The organism is Radicibacter daui (assembly GCA_030657355.1).
In the GTDB taxonomy this organism is placed as follows: Bacteria; Pseudomonadota; Alphaproteobacteria; order Radicibacterales; family Radicibacteraceae; genus Radicibacter; species Radicibacter daui.
This window is the reverse complement of sequence record CP131056.1, coordinates 2,469,829-2,490,380: the sequence shown is the minus strand read 5'-3', so window position 1 is coordinate 2,490,380 and position 20,552 is coordinate 2,469,829. Positions and strand designations below refer to the sequence as shown.

At 62.8% G+C, this 20,552-nt stretch carries 20 protein-coding genes; 8 read left to right on the top strand and 12 right to left on the bottom strand.

Annotated elements, in window-relative coordinates:
- Window position 1: 1 nt before the first annotated feature.
- From QTL98_RS11760 to rpsF, 5 genes are all read right to left on the bottom strand, one after another.
- The gene (locus tag QTL98_RS11760; RefSeq protein ID WP_445678671.1) at window positions 2-1,393 is read right to left on the bottom strand and encodes an ethanolamine ammonia-lyase subunit EutB; all 1,392 of its coding nucleotides are present in this window, start codon (window positions 1,391-1,393) and stop codon (window positions 2-4) included.
- A 202-nt stretch (window positions 1,394-1,595) separates the two neighbouring features.
- Window positions 1,596-3,068, bottom strand: coding sequence for a replicative DNA helicase (locus QTL98_RS11755; RefSeq protein ID WP_510637568.1), 1,473 nt, complete (start codon window positions 3,066-3,068; stop codon window positions 1,596-1,598).
- Window positions 3,069-3,309: 241 nt separating this feature from the next.
- The gene (gene rplI, locus QTL98_RS11750; RefSeq protein ID WP_445682140.1) at window positions 3,310-3,882 is read right to left on the bottom strand and encodes a 50S ribosomal protein L9; all 573 of its coding nucleotides are present in this window, start codon (window positions 3,880-3,882) and stop codon (window positions 3,310-3,312) included.
- A 65-nt stretch (window positions 3,883-3,947) separates the two neighbouring features.
- Window positions 3,948-4,223: a 30S ribosomal protein S18 gene (gene rpsR / locus QTL98_RS11745; protein ID WP_445682139.1), complete on the bottom strand. Its 276-nt coding sequence runs from the start codon at window positions 4,221-4,223 to the stop codon at window positions 3,948-3,950.
- 2 nt (window positions 4,224-4,225) lie between these two features.
- Window positions 4,226-4,666: a 30S ribosomal protein S6 gene (gene rpsF, locus QTL98_RS11740; protein ID WP_445678669.1), complete on the bottom strand. Its 441-nt coding sequence runs from the start codon at window positions 4,664-4,666 to the stop codon at window positions 4,226-4,228.
- 458 nt (window positions 4,667-5,124) lie between these two features.
- Here rpsF and fabD point away from each other — a divergent pair, with 458 nt between their 5' ends.
- From fabD to mltG, 5 genes are all read left to right on the top strand, one after another.
- Window positions 5,125-6,069, top strand: coding sequence for an ACP S-malonyltransferase (gene fabD / locus QTL98_RS11735; protein WP_445678668.1), 945 nt, complete (start codon window positions 5,125-5,127; stop codon window positions 6,067-6,069).
- Window positions 6,070-6,124: 55 nt separating this feature from the next.
- Window positions 6,125-6,862 carry a 3-oxoacyl-ACP reductase FabG gene (gene fabG / locus QTL98_RS11730; protein ID WP_445678667.1) on the top strand — a complete coding sequence of 246 codons (738 nt, stop codon included), beginning with the start codon at window positions 6,125-6,127 and terminating at the stop codon, window positions 6,860-6,862.
- Window positions 6,863-7,069: 207 nt separating this feature from the next.
- A complete protein-coding gene (locus QTL98_RS11725; protein ID WP_445678666.1) occupies window positions 7,070-7,306 on the top strand; it encodes an acyl carrier protein in 237 nt (78 codons plus the stop codon).
- A gap of 108 nt (window positions 7,307-7,414) precedes the next feature.
- A complete protein-coding gene (fabF, locus tag QTL98_RS11720) occupies window positions 7,415-8,680 on the top strand; it encodes a beta-ketoacyl-ACP synthase II (protein WP_445678665.1) in 1,266 nt (421 codons plus the stop codon).
- 185 nt (window positions 8,681-8,865) lie between these two features.
- A complete protein-coding gene (gene mltG, locus QTL98_RS11715; RefSeq protein WP_445678664.1) occupies window positions 8,866-9,855 on the top strand; it encodes an endolytic transglycosylase MltG in 990 nt (329 codons plus the stop codon).
- Window positions 9,856-9,867: 12 nt separating this feature from the next.
- Here mltG and QTL98_RS11710 read toward each other — a convergent pair whose 3' ends face one another.
- Both QTL98_RS11710 and QTL98_RS11705 read right to left on the bottom strand, forming a co-directional pair.
- On the bottom strand, window positions 9,868-10,623 hold the full coding sequence (locus QTL98_RS11710) for an SDR family NAD(P)-dependent oxidoreductase (RefSeq protein ID WP_445678663.1): 756 nt from the start codon (window positions 10,621-10,623) through the stop codon (window positions 9,868-9,870).
- 3 nt (window positions 10,624-10,626) lie between these two features.
- Complete coding sequence (locus QTL98_RS11705; RefSeq protein ID WP_445678662.1) at window positions 10,627-11,511, bottom strand: alpha/beta hydrolase fold domain-containing protein; 885 nt, start codon at window positions 11,509-11,511, stop codon at window positions 10,627-10,629.
- Window positions 11,512-11,725: 214 nt separating this feature from the next.
- Between QTL98_RS11705 and QTL98_RS11700 the strand changes: the two genes are divergently transcribed.
- Entirely contained in the window at window positions 11,726-12,625 is a 900-nt protein-coding gene (locus QTL98_RS11700) for a YicC/YloC family endoribonuclease (protein ID WP_445678661.1), read from the top strand.
- Window positions 12,622-13,269 (top strand): guanylate kinase, encoded by a 648-nt coding sequence (gene gmk, locus QTL98_RS11695; RefSeq protein ID WP_445678660.1) that lies wholly within the window; start codon window positions 12,622-12,624, stop codon window positions 13,267-13,269. The genes QTL98_RS11700 and gmk overlap by 4 nt, the downstream gene beginning before the upstream one ends.
- Window positions 13,270-13,288: 19 nt before the next feature.
- On the opposite strand, the gene rsmA is transcribed toward gmk, so the two are convergent.
- From rsmA to lptF, 5 genes are all read right to left on the bottom strand, one after another.
- Window positions 13,289-14,155, bottom strand: a complete 867-nt coding sequence (gene rsmA / locus QTL98_RS11690; protein WP_445678659.1) for a 16S rRNA (adenine(1518)-N(6)/adenine(1519)-N(6))-dimethyltransferase RsmA — start codon at window positions 14,153-14,155, stop codon at window positions 13,289-13,291.
- Window positions 14,152-15,144: a 4-hydroxythreonine-4-phosphate dehydrogenase PdxA gene (gene pdxA, locus QTL98_RS11685; RefSeq protein WP_445682138.1), complete on the bottom strand. Its 993-nt coding sequence runs from the start codon at window positions 15,142-15,144 to the stop codon at window positions 14,152-14,154. Before pdxA ends, rsmA begins: the two co-directional genes overlap by 4 nt.
- Before the next feature lie 38 nt (window positions 15,145-15,182).
- A complete protein-coding gene (locus QTL98_RS11680) occupies window positions 15,183-16,412 on the bottom strand; it encodes a peptidylprolyl isomerase (RefSeq protein WP_445678658.1) in 1,230 nt (409 codons plus the stop codon).
- 153 nt (window positions 16,413-16,565) lie between these two features.
- Complete coding sequence (lptG, locus tag QTL98_RS11675) at window positions 16,566-17,666, bottom strand: LPS export ABC transporter permease LptG (protein WP_445678657.1); 1,101 nt, start codon at window positions 17,664-17,666, stop codon at window positions 16,566-16,568.
- Window positions 17,663-18,793 carry an LPS export ABC transporter permease LptF gene (gene lptF / locus QTL98_RS11670; protein WP_445678656.1) on the bottom strand — a complete coding sequence of 377 codons (1,131 nt, stop codon included), beginning with the start codon at window positions 18,791-18,793 and terminating at the stop codon, window positions 17,663-17,665. The genes lptG and lptF overlap by 4 nt, the downstream gene beginning before the upstream one ends.
- A 249-nt stretch (window positions 18,794-19,042) precedes the next feature.
- On the opposite strand from lptF, the gene QTL98_RS11665 reads away from it, so the two are divergent.
- On the top strand, window positions 19,043-20,545 hold the full coding sequence (locus QTL98_RS11665) for a leucyl aminopeptidase (protein WP_445678655.1): 1,503 nt from the start codon (window positions 19,043-19,045) through the stop codon (window positions 20,543-20,545).
- Window positions 20,546-20,552 lie beyond the last annotated feature (7 nt).

Here is a 20,552-nt window from a genome sequence, read left to right as displayed (position 1 = left end):
GTCACACCGCCTGTTCCAGAAGATTTTTGACGACCCGGCTGCCTGCCTTCCACGGGGGCAGGCGGCGCTGGTCGTCCAGCCAGCCGGCATTTTCGAGCCACGCCTCGAATTCCGGTGCCGGCGGTTTGCCCAGCAGGTGCCGCAGGCCAAGAACGTCGTGATAGGAAAGGCTCTGATAATTGAGCATCACGTCGTCGGCGCCCGGCACGGCGATAAGAAAGTTGACGCCCGCCGTTGCCAGCAGCGTCATCAGCACATCCATATCGTCCTGATCGGCTTCGGCGTGGTTGGTGTAACAAACATCAACGCCCATCGGGACACCGAGCAGCTTGGCGCAGAAATGATCCTCGAGGCCGGCGCGGGTGATCTGCTTGGCGTCATAAAGATATTCCGGGCCGATAAAGCCGACGACGGTGTTGACCAGCAGCGGATTGAAAGCGCGGGCCACGGCATAGGCCCGCGTTTCCACCGTCTGCTGGTCGACACCGTGATGTGCGCCAGCGGAAAGGGCCGCGCCCTGTCCGGTCTCGAAATACATGACGTTGTTGCCGATCTCGCCGCGTTTGAGGCTGAGAGCGGCTTGCTCGGCCTCGCGCAGCAGGGAAAGGGTGACGCCAAATCCCTTGTTGGCCTTCTCCGTGCCGGCGATTGACTGGAAAACGAGATCAACCGGTGCCCCGCGCTCGATGGCCTGGATGCTGGTGGTGACATGGGCGAGCACGCAGGACTGGACCGGCAGAGAGAATTTAAGCCGGACGGTCTCCAGCAACTCCAGCAGGGCGATATAGGCCGGCACATTGTCGGTTGCCGGGTTGATACCGATAACGGCATCGCCGATGCCGTAAAGCAGCCCGTCGAGCAAAGAGGCGGCGACGCCGGCCGTATCGTCCGTCGGGTGGTTGGGCTGCAGGCGGCTCGACAGGCGGCCGGGCAGGCCGATGGTCGTCCGGAAGCGGGTGATGACACTGCACTTTGCTGCGACGGCGATCAGGTCCTGATTGCGCATCAGCTTGCTGACGGCGGCGACCATCTCGGGCGTAAGCCCCGGAGCGAGCGCAGTCAGGGCAGCCGTATCTGCCTCATAGGAGAGCAGCCAGTCCCTGAAGTCACCCACCGTCATATGCGCAACCTTGCGGAACGCGGGCGCGTCATGGGTGTCGAGGATGAGGCGGGTGACCTCATCCTCTTCATAGGGAATGAGGGCGTCGTTCAGGAAGGTAACCAGCGGCAGGTCGGCCAGAACCAGCCGTGCGGCAATCCGCCGTTCATCCGTTTCGGCTGCGATACCCGCCAGTTCATCGCCGGAGCGCCGTGGAGAGGCGCAGGCCATGAGGCTTTTCAGATCATCAAAGCGGTGCAGGGTGTGCCCTACGACGCGCGCATATCCAGCCATAGAAAGACCCCGAACCACATGCCCGGCGGCTGGTGCCGGTAGAGCTGGCTCAGCTCAAAACGCCCACAAAACAATCAGCACGCCTGCCTTTTGAGCAGACGTTTGCTGGTTCTGACGGCTGTAATGGCGGTTTCCCCCCGTTGCCTTATGCAGCCACCTTTTACGCCGCAAAGCGCATGCCATTGACCGAAGGCGGCCCGGATCAGTCGCCGTGATCGTCCTGATGCTGATGGTCGAGGTCGCCGAAGCGGGTGAACTGACCGTCGAAGAACATGCGCACGGAGCCGACCGGGCCGTGGCGCTGCTTGGCAATGATGGCCTCACCAGTGTTGTAGACTTCGGACAGGCGGGTCTTCCACTGCTCGTAGCGGTCGTTGAACTTCTCTTCGGACTCGTCCGGGCGGCGGCCCGGCTCGGCACGTTCGAGATAATATTGCTCGCGATAGACGAACATCACGACGTCGGCGTCCTGCTCGATCGAGCCGGATTCACGAAGGTCAGCCAGCTGCGGGCGTTTGTCTTCTCTCTGCTCCACCTGGCGGGAGAGCTGGGAGAGGGCGAGGACCGGAATTTCCAGTTCCTTGGCGATGGCCTTCAGGCCGCGCGTGATCTGCGAGACTTCCTGCACACGGTTTTCCGACCCGCCGCCGACCGTCCCGGACAGAAGCTGCAGGTAGTCAACCACGAGCAGTCCGAGGCCACTTTGCCGCTTCAGGCGCCGTGCGCGCGTGCGTACGGCAGTGATCGAAAGCGCGGGCGTGTCGTCAATGAACAGCGGCAGGCGCTGCAGCTCATTGGAGACCTGTACCATCTTCAGAAAATCAGCATCTCGCAGGTCACCGCGGCGGATATTTTCCGACGGGATTTCGGCGCGCTCGGACAGGATACGGCCGGCCAGCTGTTCGGCCGACATTTCGAGCGAGAAGAACGCAACCGGCGCACCCTCGCGTCCACCGCTGTCGACATAAGCCTTGGCCGCGTTGAACGCGATGTTGGTCGCAAGCGCCGTCTTGCCCATGGACGGGCGGCCGGCAAGGATCAGCAGGTCGGAAGGGTGAAGACCGCCGAGCTTGTTGTCGAGGTCGCGCAGGCCGGTGGTGCAGCCGGCGATGTGGCTGTCGCGCTTGAAGGCGGCTTCGGCGTGCGAGATCGCGGTGCCGAGGGCGATGTTGAACGGGGTGAAATCCCCCTTGAAGTCGCCGGTCGTCGCCAGATCGTAAAGCTGCTGTTCAGCCTTTTCGATCTGCTGGACGGCTGTGATCTCGATGTCCGGCCGGTAACTTTCATTGACCATCTCCTCGCCGAGATCGATGAGCTTGCGGCGCATGGCGAGGTCGAAGATCGTCTGGCCGTAGTCCTGGACGTTCATGACCCCGATGACGGAGGAAGCGAGGTCAGCCAGGTAAACGGTGCCGCCGACTTCCCTCAGGTCGGGGTCTGCCTCGAAGAAATTCTTGAGGGTGACGGGATCGGCAATCTGGTTGCGGTCGATCATCCTGACGACGGCGTCGAAAATGCGCCCGTGCAGCGGATCGTAAAAATGATCCGCGCGCAGAAATTCCGATACCTTTTCATAGGCCCGATTGTTGGTCAGGAGCGCGCCGAGCAGCCCCTTTTCCGCCTCATCATTGAAGGGTTGCTGGCGATATCCGGGATTGCCGGCCTCGCCACCCATCGGAATGAGATTACCTGTCGGATGCCCGTGATCCATGAGGGCTTGGTCTCCTGGGCGTGAGGTCGCCCGCAAGCAAGTTTAACCAACCTTTAAGGGGTGTATAGACGCTATCGCCGCCGGGGGTAAACGGCACTTGTCGATCCGGGGCCCGGAAGGGGGCAGAAAAAGAAAAACCCCCCGGCAAAAAGCCGGAGGGTCTTCCTTTTCAATGCTTTCGAGAGGAAAGCACCGGAGCCTGAAATCAGGCCTCGGCAGCTTCTTCCTCGGCGGCAGCCGCGGCAGCGGCAGCAGCGTCGGCAGCTTCTTCCTCATCAGCCAGCTCGAGAGCGGTGACCATGCCACCACGATCGGCCTGCATCTTGGCTTCGTCTTCGGAACGGGCAACGTTCACGGTGACGGACACGATCACTTCCGGATGCAGGACCACGCGGACCGTGAACAGGCCGAGGGTCTTGATCGGGGTGTCGAGACGGACCTGGTTGCGCGACACAGTCACGCCAGCCTCGGTCACGATTTCGGCGATGTCACGCGAGGTGACAGAACCGTAGAGCTGACCGCTGTCACCGGCGCTGCGGATGAGCGTGACGCTCATGCCGTCGAGCGTCTTGGCAACGCCCTCAGCTTCGGACTTGCGGGTCAGGTTGAGGGCTTCGAGCTGGGACTTCTGGCGATCGAAGAATTCGATGTTCGCCTTGGTAGCCCGCAGGGCCTTCTTGGTCGGGAGGAGGAAGTTACGGGCATAACCGGGCTTGACCTTGACGCGGTCACCCATCTGCCCAAGCTTCTCCACCCGCTCCATCAGGATGACTTCCATCATCGCCATGGGGATGTTCTCCTTGAGATCGTATATCCGCCCGGATTTTTACGGGCGGACCGGGCTTAGCTCAGCACGTAGGGCAGAAGGGACAGGAACCGCGCGCGCTTGATAGCACGGGCGAGTTCACGCTGCTTCTTGGCCGAAACGGCGGTGATACGGCTCGGGACGATCTTGCCGCGCTCGGAGACGAAGCGGCCGAGCAGCTTCACATCCTTGTAGTCGATCTTCGGCGCATTCGGGCCGGAGAACGGGCAGGTCTTGCGACGGCGGAAGAACGGACGGCGTGCGCCACCGGCGCCAGCGCCGGCAGAAGAGCCCGGACGGGAAGAAGAGGTCATGCTCATGCTGCGTCCTCCTGGTTGTCGTCAGAACGATCGCCGTAGTCACGGCGCGGACGGTCGCCACGCTCCGGACGGTCGCCACGACGGCCACCGCGCTCCGGACGATCACCACGCTCACCGCGCGAGGTCAGGATGGCCGACTGGCCTTCCTCGATCTCTTCGACACGGATGGTCATGTGACGCAGGACGTCTTCGTTCAGCTTCAGCAGGCGGTCCAGCTCATGCACGGCGGCGGCCGGAGCCTCGACGCCAAGCAGGAAGTAGTGACCCTTGCGGTTCTTCTTGATCTTGTAGGCCAGCGAGCGCAGGCCCCAATGCTCGGTCTTGATGATTTCGCTGCCGAGTTCCTTGAGCACGCCGGAGAACTGCTCAGCGAGAGCCTCCGCCGCGGCCGAGGAAATATCCTGGCGGGCGATTACCACGATTTCATACTTAGCCATGGTGACTCCTTATGGCTGTTGATGGCACGGCGCTGCCCGCGTGGCCGCCCGGTTGCCTGGAGCCCCTATTGATAGGAGTGTCCTGCTTGACTGGGTGAACCCGGCGTCAGCCGCCCGTACCTAGCCACTCGGGGTGCGGCGGGCATCGCGGATGCGAGCCTCCGGTCAGTCCGGGTGGCAAGGAGTTTCGTGCTGCCTACCGGCCTTTTGAAGGGACGGTCTGCCTCACGAAGCGGCGCAATATAAGCAAATTCCGCCCGAACGCAAGCGCGCGCTTGGGCAAGCTGCCTTGACAGGGCGGCATGACGCTGTATCAGTTCGCGCAATTCGCACATGAGCCGCGTCCGGGGGAGCCGGCGCAACTTCTGCTGCGTGCCATCCGTATCTGATGGGAGCCTTTCCCGGCGGGCCGCCCGGGGAAGAGATAGAACCAGCATTCACTAGGGGACAAGAATCTGATGAGCATCGCCTTCGTCTTTCCGGGTCAGGGCAGCCAGTTTGTTGGCATGGGCCGCGATCTGGCCGACAGCTTTGCCGAAGCCCGGCAGGTTTTTGAGGAAGTGAACGATGCGCTCGGCCAGGATCTGTTCCGCTTGATGGTGGAAGGCCCGGAAGCCGACCTGACCCTGACGGAAAATACCCAGCCGGCGCTGATGGCCATGAGCCTTGCCGTGTGGAAAGTGCTGGAAGCCAAGGGCGTTGATCTTGCTCGGCATGCTGCTTTCGTTGCCGGCCACAGCCTCGGCGAATACAGCGCCCTGACCGCCGCGGGCAGCTTTACCGTCGGCGACGCCGCCCGTCTTCTGCGCATTCGTGGTCAGGCCATGCAGCAGGCCGTGCCGGTAGGCGAGGGCGCTATGGCCGCGGTGCTCGGGCTTGACCTTGAGGCAGTGCGCGAAGTGGCCGCCGAAGCGGCTGCCGGTGACGTTTGCACCGCCGCCAATGATAATGCGCCGGGCCAGGTGGTGGTGAGCGGCACGCGCGCAGCCATCGAGCGCGCGGTCGAGATCGCCAAGGCCAGGGGCGCAAAGCGCGCCCTCCTGCTGCCGGTTTCCGCACCGTTCCATTGCGCGCTGATGCAGCCGGCGGCCGATCGCATGGCCGAGGCGTTGGCCGCCGTCGAGATCAAGGCGCCGAAGGTTCCGGTGGTTGCCAACGTCATCGCCGCGACGACCAGCGACCCTGCCACGATCCGCTCGTTGCTGGTGGAGCAGGTGACCGGCTCTGTGCGCTGGCGCGAGAGTGCCATTTTCATGGCCGAAAAGGGTGTCACCAAGCTTGTGGAAGTGGGCGCCGGCAAGGTTCTCACCGGTCTTGCCAAGCGCATCGACGACCGGCTTGAGGGTGTGGCCGTCGGCAATCCGCAGCAGATCGATGACTTCGTTGCGTCGCTGAACGCGTGATTTCGCGGGTCAAGTTCCAGAACAGCTAATTGAATCAGGCAGGGAATTACCGGCTATGTTCGATCTGACGGGTAAATTTGCGCTGGTGACCGGCGCTTCGGGCGGCATCGGCCAGTCTATCGCAAAGCAGCTGGCTGCGGCCGGTGCCAAGGTCGGCTTGTCCGGCACGCGCGTTGAAGCGCTGGAAGCTGTCAAAGCCGAGATCGGCGAAGGCGCGTTTGTGCTGCCGGCCAATCTGGCGACGGCAGAAGGTGCAGAGCAGCTGGTGCGTGATGCCGAAGCCGCGATGGGCCAGGTTGATATTCTCGTCAACAATGCCGGCCTGACGCGCGACACGCTGGCCATGCGCATGAAGGACGAGGACTGGGATACCGTTCTCGACGTCAACCTGACGGCGGCCTTCCGTCTTTCCCGCGCCGTGATGCGCGGGATGATGAAGCGCCGCTGGGGCCGCATCATCGGCATCACCTCGATCGTCGGCGTGACCGGCAATCCGGGCCAGACCAACTATGCCGCCAGCAAGGCCGGCATGATCGGCATGTCCAAGTCGCTGGCGCAGGAACTTGCCTCGCGCGGTATTACCGTCAATTGCGTCGCGCCGGGCTTCATCGATACCCCGATGACCCATGTGCTGTCGGACGATCAGAAGACCCGTCTGCTGGGCGGCATTCCGGCCGGCCGGCTCGGCACGCCCGAAGACATCGCGGCATCCGTCGTCTATCTGGCGAGCGAGGAGGCGGCCTACATGACTGGCCAGACCTTGCACGTCAATGGCGGCATGGCGATGATATAAGAGGAATAGGGGCTTTTTTCGCGTTACCACGCTTTGAAAGCCCGAATGAGTGTGTTAGATGACGGCCCCGCTAGTTGGGCGCCGTTCATCAGACGAGGCCCTATATGTTGCCTTCAACGGCAAAAGATGGGCAAATCTGGTGGTGGAGGCAGGAATAGACCTGTCCCGCCGGTCGCTACGAAATAACATGAGAAAAGGTAAGTCGAGATGAGCGATATCGCCGAGCGCGTTAAGAACATCGTGGTGGATCATCTGGGCGTCGAAGCCTCCAAGGTCACCGAGAATGCCAGCTTCATCGACGATCTGGGCGCTGACAGCCTCGACACCGTCGAGCTGGTCATGGCCTTCGAAGAAGAGTTTGGCGTCGAGATCTCCGACGATGCGGCGGAAAAGATCCTGACCGTCAAGGACGCTATCGACTACATCCAGAGCCAGCAGGGCTAAGTTCAGCTTCAGCTGACGCGACGAGACTGATCCTTTGCTTATAGGGGCGCAGCAGGTAGACCCGCGTGCGCCCCTTGAAGGATTCGGCCAGCGTAACGGGATGATGAAATGCGACGTGTAGCCGTAACCGGTATGGGCCTCGTCACGCCTCTGGGCCGTGGCGTAAAGACGAACTGGGAACGCCTGATCGGCGGCCAGTCCGGCATCCGGACCATCGAGCGCTTCGATGTGTCCGATCTGCCTTGCAAGATCGCCGGCCAGATCCAGTTTGGAGATGGCAGCGACGGCACGCTGAACCTCGACGATGTCGTGGACAGCAAAGAGCGCAAGAAGATGGATGATTTCATCATCTATGCTCTGGCTGCTGCTGACGAGGCGATTGCGGATTCCGGCTGGAAGCCCGCGGACGATGAAGATGCCGAGATGACCGGCGTTCTGATCGGTTCCGGTATCGGCGGTCTGCCGGGCATCGACGATGGTTCCATCACCATCGCGACCAAGGGCCCCCGCCGCCTTTCTCCGTTCTTCATTCCTTCGACCCTGATCAACCTGGCCTCCGGCCATGTGTCGATCCGTTACGGGTTCAAGGGACCGAACCATGCCGTCGTGACGGCGTGTTCGACCGGTGCACACGCCATCGGCGATGCGGCCCGCATGATTGCGCTCGGCGATGCCGACGTGATGGTTGCCGGCGGTACCGAAGGTGCGGTCTGCCGTATGGGCATCGCCGGCTTCGCCGCTGCCCGTGCGCTTTCCACCGCCTATAACGAAACGCCGACCGAAGCATCGCGCCCCTACGATCAGGGTCGTGACGGCTTCGTGATGGGCGAAGGCGCCGGCATCGTGGTGCTGGAAGATCTGGAGCACGCCAAGAAGCGCGGCGCCAAGATTTACGCCGAAGTGGTGGGTTATGGCCTGTCGGGCGATGCCTATCACATCACCGCCCCGTCCGAGGACGGCAACGGCGGTTTCCGCTCCATGCGCATGGCGCTGAAGCGTGCCGGCCTCAATCCGGAAGAGATCGACTACATTAACGCGCACGGCACCTCGACGCCCAAGGGCGACGAGATCGAGGCCGGGGCGGTGATGCGTCTTTTCGGTGCGGCCTCCAATACTGTTTCGATGTCTTCGACCAAGTCTTCCATCGGTCACCTTCTGGGGGCTGCCGGTGCGGTTGAGGCCATCTACTCGATCCTGTCGATCAACCACGACATCGTTCCGCCGACGCTCAACCTGCGCAATCCGTCCGAGAGCGTGCAGGGGCTCGACCTTGTGCCGCTCGAGGCCAAGGAAAAGAAGGTGCGTGCGGCTCTCAGTAATTCCTTTGGCTTCGGCGGCACCAACGCGTCGCTGGTCGTCAAGGAGTTCAACTGATTTCGCCTGAGGACAAGCAGTCTGCGGGGGAAGGGACGGAAGGCGGCGCTCACGCGGCGTCTGAACCTTCCCCCGCAACTGCCTCGGGTGAGGAAAACAAGACGCCCGGAGATGGCGGCGAACCGGTAAAGCCGGTCCGTCGCGGTTTCCTGAGGCGTCTTTTCTTTTATGTCGTTCCGGCCTTCATGACGCTGCTGGTGATTGGCGGCGTCGTGGCGGTTCAGCTGCTGCGGCAGCTCGATGCCCCTGGACCGCTGGCCGCGCCGGCAACTGTCGTCATTGAAAAGGGCACTGGTACGCGCGCCATCGCCAGCCAGCTTGAGCAGGGCGGGGTGGTGAGCCATGACTGGCAATTGCTGCTGGCCCTGCGCCTTAGTGGCGACGGCCGTCCGCTTCAGGCTGGCGAATACGCTTTTCCGGCAAATATTTCTCCGCGTGCGGCGCTCCTCCAGATGCAGGAAGGCGAAACGGTACGGCATCGCTTTACCGTGGTAGAGGGCAGCACCGTCGGTGAAATAGTGGGGGCGCTTCAGGACGAGCCGATGCTGGCTGGTGACACTGGTGCGCGACCGGCAGAAGGCTCCCTCCAGCCTGATACCTATTTCTTCTCCCGGCTCGATGACCGGGCTGCCCTGCTGCGGCGCATGGAAAAGGCGCAGTCGGCCTATCTGGCGGATGCCTGGGAAAAGCGTGCAGAAGGGCTCCCGCTCAAGACGCCGGAGGAAGCGCTGATCCTTGCCTCCATCGTCGAGAAAGAAACCGGGGTTGCCAGCGAGCGGCCGCTGGTCGCCAGTGTCTTCGTCAACCGCCTGCGCAGGGGCATGCGCCTGCAATCTGACCCGACGGTGATCTACGCGCTCACCAGCGGCGACAGCAGGCTGGAGCGGTCGCTGACGCGGGCAGATCTCGCCACCGCCAGCCCCTACAATACCTACATGAACGCAGGCCTGCCTCCGGGGCCCATTGCCAATCCAGGCCGGGAGGCCATTGATGCCGTGCTGCACCCCGCGGAAGGCGATTATCTCTATTTCGTCGCCGACGGCAGCGGTGGGCATGCGTTTGCGCGGACGCTTGCCGAGCACAATGACAATGTGGGTGCCTGGCGCAGGTTGCAGCGGGACAAGGCTGCAGCCAGCAGCAATTCGGTCGCCCCCGAGGCCGACCAGGACAAGTAACCCTGAAGGGTTTTAGCCCTTGCGCGGGGCGCGGCTGGTAAGCCAGCCAGCAAGCCTGTCCGGCAACGCCATCAGGGCCCAGACCATCGTGGCCATCGGCCAGGGAAAGGCGATGCGTCCGCGGTTGGCATCGAGGCCTTTGCGGATAATGCTGGCAGCACGCTCTGCCGTCATCAGGAACGGCATCGGGAAACGGTTGACGCGCGTCAGCGGCGTATCGACAAATCCCGGACAGATGACATTGACCTTGATACCGAAGGGCGCGAGGTGCCCTCGCAGCGCTTCGCCCCAGGCGCGGACAGCAGCCTTGCTGGCGGAGTAGGCCGGTGCGCCGGGAAGACCGCGGTATCCGGCAAGCGATGCCATCAGAGCGATCTGGCCGCCGCGGCGTTCCTTCATCGGGTCGATAACCGGCAGCACGGTATTGAGCACGCCGGTGAGGTTGGTATCAAAAATCTCTCGCGCCTGCTGTTGGCCTTCGCTGCCGCCGGCCGTACCGCCGGAGATGCCCGCATTGGCAATGACGAGAGTTAGTGGCTGACGCGCCTCTGCCTCCTCGATGAGCGCGCCCATCGCCGTCTGATCGCAGACATCGTCGATTGCCAGCACAACGGCTGCCCCCTTGTTGCGGCAGAGTGTGGAAACCTTCTCAAGACGAGCCGCGTCGCGGCCCTGCAGGGTCAGATTGGTGCCGGGCTGCGCATAGCTTTCAGCGATGGCGGCCCCAAGGCCGCTGCTGGCGCCGGTGATAAGGATGTGAGGGGCCATGGCTCACGCCTCCGGCTGGCTGGTGTGACGCAGGATAAAATCGGCGAGGCGACGAACGGCCCCGATAGCTTCGGGTACATGCTCCCCGAGGGCCGGGTAGAGGTGGCACATTCCATCAGCCAACTCGCTCTCAACTGCAACCGGTGCCGCCTCCGGATGCTCGGCAAAGCGCTTTGCCAGTGACGTTGCGTCACCAGCGAAAATGTCGTCGCCGGCGGCCTGAAGCAGCACAGGGGGTAACCCGCGCCAGTCGCCGTGGAAGGGCGAGGCAATGGGGTGATTGGAGGGCCGGTCGGGTCCCAGCCAGCGGCGCGCCATCGAGCTTATTGCCGGCGCGTCTGTAAGTCGCTCCGGCAATGTCAGGTCAAGCCAGGGCGTCATCAATCCGAGGGCACCGGCCTGGGCTGCATCCGCCATGGTCCGGCTGCGGGCCCGCAGCAGCATCGCCGTCCCTGCCGCAACAGCCGCGCCGGCGGAGGCGCCAACTAGAGCGATACCGCCTGGCGGGGTGCCGGTGTCCATGAGCCACTGAAATGCGGCAACACTGTCTTCGTTCGCTGCGGGAAAGGGATGTTCCGGCGCCAGCCGATAATCGAGCGCCAGCACCCGGCACCCGCTTGCCCTCGCAAGGGCACCGGCCAGCCCTCGGTGTGAGCGCAGCGAGCCGAAACAGAATCCACCGGGATGCAGCCAGAAAATAGCGCGCAAAGGATCGTGCCCGGCCGGGGTGATCATCTCGGCCAGACGACCTGCGATCCGCATCGGCTTGCCGAGGTGGAGATCGTCCTGCAGCTCAAGATCGGGAAGGCGACCATCATAATGCGCCCGTTCCGCTGTGATGGGCGCATCGGGCGGAAGCAGCGCATCGGTGTCATTAAGGCGCGCCATCGCCGCGGTATATTCCCGGCTCGGACCAGGTGTTCCGGTGGTTGAAAACTGGGGAGAAGAGGAAGGCATGAGCCGGGCCTGACAGGGGATGGTTGCCGCTTGCGGAACAGGCGGGCTATAAGACCGGTCCTGCCTCATTTGCGCAAGCATTCATGGGCGTCGCCGGCAAGAGGCGGCATCCCGCCTGCAGCAGCGCCTACCGGAGTTGACCCACGTGAGCGAACCCCTTTCCAGCATGACCGGTTTTGCCCGCGCTGAGGGTGTCGTGGGTGCTCTTTCCTGGGTGTTTGAAGCGCGCAGCGTCAATGGCAAGGGTCTGGACGTCAAACTGCGCCTTCCGTCCGGTTTTGATCGCCTCGACCAGCCGCTGCGTCAGGCTGCGGCTGCGCGTTTCAAACGGGGCAACGTCTCGGTCTCCATCTCCATCAACCGGGAGAACGCCAGCGGCGGTTATCGTCTTAACCGGTCTCTCGTCGAGCAGATACTCGGTCTTGGCCGTGAACTGGAGGGCATGGGGGCGCCGCCGCAGGAGCTGGGCAGCCTGCTTGCGGTGCGCGGTGTCATCGAGAGCGGGGACGATGGGGCTGCTGCCGGAGAGACTGAAGACCGGGAAGCCGCGCTGAATGCCATTCTCGCCGCTGCCGATGGCGTCTTCGACGCCCTGCTGGCGGCGCGGCGCGAGGAGGGGGCCCGGCTGCTGTCGACACTCACCGGCCATCTCGACGAGATCGAGCGTTTGTCGCATGAGGCGGCAGGCACGGCCGGCGCGCGTGTCGAAGGATTGCGCAGCCGGCTGCGCCAGCAGCTGGAAAGCCTGCTGGAGGCGTCACCGCCGCTTTCCGAAGAGCGGCTGGCCCAGGAACTGGCCCTGCTGGCAACCAAGATCGATGTGCGCGAGGAGCTGGACAGGCTCTCGGCCCATATCGCCTCGGCCCGCTCCATGCTCTCTGAAGGCGGGGCGATAGGGCGCCGGTTCGATTTCCTCTGTCAGGAATTCAACCGGGAATCCAATACTTTGTGTTCAAAATCCTCCGATGTTGCGCTGACAAATATCGGCCTTTCCCTCAAGGTCGCGGTCGATCAGCTGCGCGAACAGGTCCAGAATATAGAATGAGCCCTGAGATACACTCCGCCCATCCGCGCCGCGGTGTCATGCTGGTTCTGTCGTCGCCGTCGGGCGCCGGCAAGACGACCATTACGCGCCGGCTGCTGGACAGCGATTCCAATGTCACCGTTTCGATCTCCGCGACGACCCGCGCGGCGCGGCCCGGCGAGAAGGACGGCGAACATTATTTCTTTGTCGACCAGAAGACCTTTGAAGGCTTTATCGAACAGGGTTCCCTGCTCGAATATGCCCGGGTGTTCGACCATTATTACGGCACACCCCGGCCGGCGGTGGAGGACGCCCTGCGGGCCGGCAAGGACGTGCTGTTCGATATCGACTGGCAGGGGACTCAGCAACTGCGCGACCAGGCCCCCAAAGACCTCGTCAGCATCTTCATCCTGCCGCCTTCGGTGGTGGAGCTGGAGCGCCGCTTACGAGCCCGTGGCCAGGATAGCGAGGATGTGATTGCCCGCCGCATGGGCAAGAACGCCGATGAGGTGCGCCATTGGGTCGAATATGACTATGTCATCGTCAACCACGACCTCGAAGACAGCGTGCGGCAGGTGCGCACCATTCTTGAGGCCGAGCGACTGAAGCGCGTGCGGCGGCCGGATCTGCGTCCGTTCGTGGATGGATTGCTGGAAGATTTTTGAGCGATAGACCGGAGCCGGCCTAACCGCCGGCTTCCAGCGTCAGGGCCAGCCTGACGAATGCGGGGATATCAAGTTCTTCTGCCCGCGCTGTCGGCTCTACGCCAGCTGTCGCGCAAAGCGTCTCCGGTGTCAGGCCATAGGTTGAAAGCCCCAGTGACTTGAGGCTTTGGCGCAGCATCTTGCGCCGTTGGCCGAAGGCAGCGGCGGTCAGCCTTTCCATGGTCTCGAACTTCGGCTGGGCACCGTCCCGCGGCAGGGCACGGAAGTCGACGACAGTGGAATGCACCTTTGGCGGCGGCGTAAAGGCCTGCGGCGGCAACTCAACCACACGCGTCGGTCTGGAAACCCACTGGGCAATGATGGCAAGCCGGCCGAAGTCCTTGCTGCCGGGTCTTGCTGTAATGCGTTCGGCAACTTCACGCTGGAACATCAGCGTCAGGCTGCGAAATTCCTGGATATGCCTTAGCCACCCCAGCAGCAGCGGAGTTGCCACATTATAAGGCAGGTTGGCGATGATGGCGCGCGGGGCCGGCAGCAGGGCAATTGCGTCAATTTCCAGCGCATCGGCTTCGACGATCTTCAGCCGGCCGCCGGAAGCTTCCACGAGAGGCTGGAGCGCGGCAATGCAGCGGCTATCCTTCTCGATGGCGGTAACACTGGCGGGGGCGGTCCGCAGGATGCCTCGCGTCAGGCCGCCGGGACCGGGGCCGACCTCCAGGATATTGACGTCCGTGAGATCGCCAGCGCTACGCGCGATCTTGGCCGTGAGGTTAAGGTCTAGAAGGAAATTCTGGCCGAGGCTCTTGCGAGCGGCGAGTTCATGTTCGGCGATGACCTCGCGCAGCGGGGGCAGGGCATCCAGAGCCGTATCCAGCGCGCTGCTCATGACTGGCTCCGATGGGTCGCCATTTCGTGCGCAAGGCGTAGCGCTTCAAGCAGGCTTGTCGGATCAGCCTTCCCGGTGCCAGCGATATCGCAGGCCGTGCCGTGGTCCGGAGAGGTGCGGATGAAGGAAAGGCCGAGGGTCACATTCACTCCGCGGTCGAAATCCAGCGTCTTGATCGGAATCAACGCCTGATCGTGATACATGCCGAAAGCCGCATCATACTGGCGCCGCCGGGCTGCATGAAACAATGTGTCGGCAGGCCACGGGCCACTGGCGTCTATCCCTTCTTCACGCAGGGCCTTGATCGCCGGGGCAATGATCTCGATGTCCTCTCGCCCCAAGGTCCCATCCTCACCGGCATGCGGGTTTAACCCGGCCAGTACGAGGCGCGGGGCCGGAATGCCGAAATCCCGCTTCAGCGCCTCATGTGCAATGCGGACGGTCTTCACAATGAGTTCGGTGCTGAGCGTGCGCGCAGCTTCAGCCAGCGGCATGTGGATAGTAACAGGGATGACGCGCAGTTGCGGCCCCGCCAGCATCATCACCGGATATGGGGCCGGCGTGTCGTCTGTCCGGTCGAGTTCTGCGAGAAACTCGGTGTGGCCGGGAAAGCCGAAGCCGGCACCATACATCGCCGCCTTGTGGAGCGGGTTGGTGACAACGCCGCCGGCTTGCCTCTCCCGGGACAGCCGCACTGCCGTTTCGATGCTTTCCTTCACAAGCGCAGCGGTGCCTGCTGCGGGCTGCCCTGTAACGGCGCGTACAGGCCCGGACAAGGGAAGAACCGGAAGAGCCTCTTCAAAGCAGATCGTGGCCTCTTCCGGCAGGGTAATCACCCGCAGAGGGACCTGCCATCCCAGGCTCGCTGCGATAGATGCCAGCCTGGCCGGGTCGTCGATGCAAAAAAACTTCGCACCGCGCTGAAGCCGGTCGCGCTCACGCCAGGCGAGCAGCGATAATTCTCCGCCGATGCCGGCGGGTTCGCCCATCGTCAAGGCGAGGGGAAGTGCCCGGGACATCGCCGCGATCACATGCGGATGTCGACATAGGCGGCACGGCGCAGGTCCTGCAGCAGCTGGCGTTGAGCACGGTCGACACGAACGGCGGCCAACTGGTCACGCAGCTTGTCTTCGCTGGGGATCGCCGAAGGCGGATCGGTGCGCTGGCAGATCATGAAGACGGTATAATCATGAGCGTTTTCCAGCGGCGGGCTGGTGCGATTCACATCGAGATCCTGCAGCAGGGCCTGCTCCTTGTCCGCCAGGTCTCCCAGCCGCACGCTTCCTTTTGCGCCCGACCCGGGGCCGCCGATTTCCTTGGCCTTGGCCGTGAAGGCATCGCAGCTGCGCACCGTGCGGCGGAGTTCAGCCGCACGGGCAAGCGCATCGTCCTTGCTCGGCTCGCCGCTGCCGCCGAAGGGGATCACGATCTGTTGCAGATCAAGCTGGGCGTCTCCCGGCTTGGCTTCGGTCAGGACGCGCCGCTCGCGCAGCAACAGAATGTAGTAACCACCGGGGGTCGGGATCGGGCTGGTGACCTGTCCGGGTTCAATGGCCTGAAGTGCGCTCGACAGTTCGGGATCCAGCCGGTCCGGCTGCACCCAGCCGATGTCGCCGCCACGGGCGGAAGAGGCGGATTCAGAAAACTGGCTCGCCAGTGCCGAGAAATGCACGGAACCCTGCCGCAGCTGCGCGACCATCTGTTCGGCGGTCTGGCGCACCCGGCTGTCTTCCGCCGGAGAGGGGACGGAAAGATAGATCTCCGCCAGCAGTACCTGCGGCTTTCCGACCGTGGCCTTGAGCCGTTCCATTTCGGAAGCAAGCTGTGCATCGGAAATATCGATCGTCGGCCTGATCTTGCGCTCGACGACGCCGCGCCACGCCAAAGTCGCTTCGGTGCGATCCTTGAGCACCTGCTCGGTCATGCCCTGTCGCAGGAGTGCCTGTTCGAACTGCTGGCTGCTCATGCCGTTGCCCTGCGCAATGCTGGCAATAGCGTCATCCAGTTGCTTGTCCGAAATCTTGACGTTGTCCCGGTTGGCCTCCTGGACCATCAGGCGCTCATCGATAAGCTGGCGCAGCACCTGCTGTGTAAGGCGGTCCTGGGCAGCTTGGCTATCCGGCTGTGCGCCCGTTTCAAGGATGGCCATGCGCACGCGCTGAGCGAGATCCGCGGAGGTCACGATATCCTGGTTGACGACGGCGGCGATGCTCAACGTCTGGGCTGTCGCGGCCCCGGCTGTCCAAAGCGCAGTCATGACAGCGAGAAGGGCTGCGATCCGGCGGAGGGCGCAATGGAGGCGAAGGGACATCGGGCTCATCGGGTGGTGGTGATCAAAGGGCAGCAGGCGGGTGACGCCTCGGAAGCGCCAGTCCTTACGGCGCCAATAGGTCAGTAAATGGGCGGGATTTCAACCATCCTCGACATGAAGCAGGATAATCGTGGCTGCAATCAGGGCGATGACGGAGGGAAACCATGCCGAAACAAAAACCGGCAGGATTTCTGACGTGCCCATCGCCCCGATCACGTCGTTCAGCACATAAATGCCAAGCCCGGTTGCCACACCGCCGGCAATCAGCACGAAGTTTCCGCCCCGCCGCGTGCTGCGGATGGAAAAGGCTGCAGCAAATAGCACCATGGCGCTGAAGAGAAAGGGCGTTGCCAGCAAGCTCTGGAAATAAAGCTGATGGCGACGGGCGGAAAAGCCGGTGAGTTGCAGTGTCCGGATGAACTGCGGCAGGCTCCAGAAGGAAAGTGTCTCGGGCGCCGCCAGACTTTCCTCGATCTGTCCGATGGTCAGATCTGTCTGCAACGAGATTTGGTCGACATGGCTGGTTGGCAGGTTGGGGCGATTGATCCAGACGTCATCGAGCCGCCAGTTGCCGCCATGCAACTTTGCAGTCTTTGCATCGTAGCGGCTGGTGAATGAGCCATCGGGTTTGACAAAAAATACCGTCACCATACGAAAGACGTCGCCGCTGGGTTCAATGCCTTCGGCGTGAATGACGATGGAGGCATCGGCATCTCCGGATTGCCTGAGCCACAAGCCGCCCTTGGAGATGTTGATCGTGCCGGACTTGCCGCGGAGCAGCCGGCTGTCCAGCTGCTCGTAACGGGTAATCATCGCCGCACCGATGGGGTTGATGACCGCCACGCGTGTGACGCCGAGCGCAAAACCGACCAGCAACAGGGGCAGGAGATACTGCCATACCGACACACCGACGGCTCTTGCCACGATCAGTTCCTGGCTGCGGCTGAGGCGCCAGAGTGTGTAGAGGGCCGAAAACAGGATGCCGAACGGCATGATGATCTGAACGGTTTCCGGCGTCTTCAGGAACGCCATTTCCACCAGCGTCAGGATGGAGATGTCGTCGTGTCCTTCGGCCCGGCGCAGCAGTTCGACGGTCTCGAAAAGGATGATGATGCCGGCAAGCACCGCCATACAGGCGACGAAGCCGACAAGAAACTGTTTGGCAAGATAGCGGGAGAGCAGGGGGGACACGCGGCTCATAGGGCAGCTCCCCGGCGAAGGAAGCGTGGCCGCATCGCCATCACGCCCTTGATCCCGCCCAGCAACATCGTCAGCGAGATGGCGCCGGGCAGCAAGGCGACAATGTAATCGAGCAGCAGCAGTTCCGGGCGCAGACCCACCACCTTGTAGATACCGATCGTGCTGCCCTGGAAGATGACGGCGCCAAGCGCTGCGCCGGCTATCCGCTTCAGGTTGCCCTTGCGATTGAAGTCACCGGCCAGCAGTGTCGCCAGCGCCATAAGAACCATCGAAAAGCAGAGCAACGGCTGAGAGAGGCGTTGATGCGCTTCGGCGCGATAACGATCCTCCAGTCCGCGCTTGATAGCTTCAGGCGAGGGGGAAATCAGGTCGATGGTGGAGACTTCGCGGCTGTCTGGCCAACGGTCCCGCATGTCCGGCCGCAGCGCTCCGAGATCAAGGCTATAACGGTCGAAAAAGAGGACATTGGCCTGTCCGGTTTGCCGGTCGAATTCCTGCCGGTTGCCTTCATAGACCATAATGCGCGGCTGGCCATCATCGGTCACCAGCAGGCCTTTTTCCGCCATGATGGTGACCGGCTTCTGCTTGTTGCTGAAATCATGCATCAGGATGCCGCGCAGGGAGCCGGAGCGGTCACGTTCGCGGACATAGATCGTGACGTTATCGGAGACCTGCTGGAAGACGCCTTCGCGCAGCAGGCTTGAGGTGAACTGGGACTGGGCGATCTGCTGCAGGAAGGAGAGTTCCCGATGCACCGCCGGCGCCCAGACATTGTTCAGCATGAGCAGAAGAAACGCGAGCACCCCGGCTAGGATGAGTGCCGGGCGCGCCAGTGCCATGGGACCGAGACCGGCAGCGCGCATGGCGTGCAACTCGCTGTCCTGGAGCAGGCGATTATAGGTAAAAAGTGTGCCGATAAAGAGGCCGATGGGGACGATCACGCCGAGGAAAGTCGGGATCGCCAGCAGGATGATCTTCAGAAACAGGCTGAACGGGGCGCCGTCATCGACCAGATAATCGACGAAGCGCAGCGTCTGCGTAATCCAGATGACACTGGCTATCACCAGAATGACGAACAGCACGGCCGTCATGGTCTGGCGCAGCAGATATCGGTCTATCCTTGTCATCTATCCCCTGTTTCGCATCCCCGGATGCCCCCTGACGGATCAGATCCCGGCTCCCGGCGCGGCAGGCATTGGCTTGCCGGGGGCCATAAGGGGTTCTACTGTCTTTCGTCTCGCGATTGCGCGGGGCACAGTGCCGCGTCAGCCGGAGAATTCAAGTGCCAATCTGCGGCCCCTTATTCCGGCCCGGATTTTGGTGCAACTCGGTGGCTACCGCAATCACGCACGACATCTGATCTGGTGGGATAATCAATGAAAATCAGCTTTGCAGAAGTGGCCGAGCCGAAAGCCGGCGTGCTGGCCGTTCTTGTCGCCGAAGGTGGGACGCTCAGCGGCGGGGCGCAGTCGATTGACGCTGCGACCGGCGGGCAGATTGCACGGGCGCTGGAAAACGGAGCTTCCTTCAGCGGCAAGGCGGGGCAGACCCTCGTGCTGGCCGCGCCGCACGACCTGCCGGCTGTCAGCCACGTGGTGTTGCTGGGCGTTGGCAAGGTCGCAAAGATCGATTCCGCTGCTGCGGCGGATGCCGGCGGCACGCTGATGGCTGTATTGCTGGGGCTCAAGGCCAAGGCGGCGACGGTTCTGGCCGGCCTGCCCGAGGGAAGCAAGCTGGAGCCGGGCGTTTTTGCCGCCCAGCTGGCCTATGGCGCCTTGCTGCGCAGCTACGCTTTCGACAATTACAAGAGCAAGGCGAAGAAAGCGGATGCCGCCGTTCCCCCGGCGAGCCTTGTGGTGGCGACCGAGGGCCCCAAGCATGCCAGGAAGCAGTTCCAGTCGCTGGAGGCCGTTGCCGAGGGTGTTTTCCTGACGCGTGATCTCGTCTGGCAGCCGCCAAACCTGCTTTATCCGGAAACCTTTGTCGCTCAGGTGACGAAAGAGCTGGAAGAGACCGGCATCGAGATCGAGGTGCTGGACGCCAAGAAGATGAAGAAGCTGGGCATGGGGGCACTGCTGGGCGTGGCCCAGGGCAGCGCCTTCCCGCCGGCGATCATGATCATGCGCTGGAATGGCGGCAAGAAGGACGAAGCGCCGCTGGCCGTTATCGGCAAGGGTGTGACGTTCGATTCAGGTGGCCTGTCGCTGAAGCCTGCCGCCTCCATGGAAGACATGAAGTGGGACATGGGCGGTGCAGGCGTCGTCTCCGGCCTCATGAAGGCGCTTGCCGGCCGCAAGGCCAAGGTCAATGTCATTGGCGCCATTGGCCTCGTGGAGAACATGCCGGACGGCAACGCCCAGCGTCCCGGTGACGTGGTTACCTCCATGTCCGGCCAGACCATCGAAGTGCTGAACACGGATGCGGAAGGCCGCCTCGTGCTCGCCGACGTGCTCTGGTACGTCAAGGAGACATACAAGCCGACGCATATGGTCGATCTGGCAACCCTGACCGGTGCCATCATCGTAGGCCTTGGTCACGAATATGCGGGCCTGTTCTCCAACGACGACAAGCTTGCCAAGGCGCTGGAAGTTTCCGGCAAGGCCACCGGCGAGAAGCTGTGGCGTTTCCCGCTCGACGATGCCTATGACCGCATGCTCGATTGCGACATTGCCGATATGAAGAACATCGGTCCGCGCGGCGAGGCCGGCTCGATCACGGCGGCGCAATTCCTCAAGCGTTTTGTCGGTGAGACGAAGTGGGCTCACCTCGATATCGCCGGCACGACCTGGTCGGGCAAGGACAAGCCGACAGTGCCGAAGGGCGGTACTGCCTTCGGCGTGCGCCTGCTGGACGACTGGGTCGCCGGGTTCGAGGTCTGATCCGCCC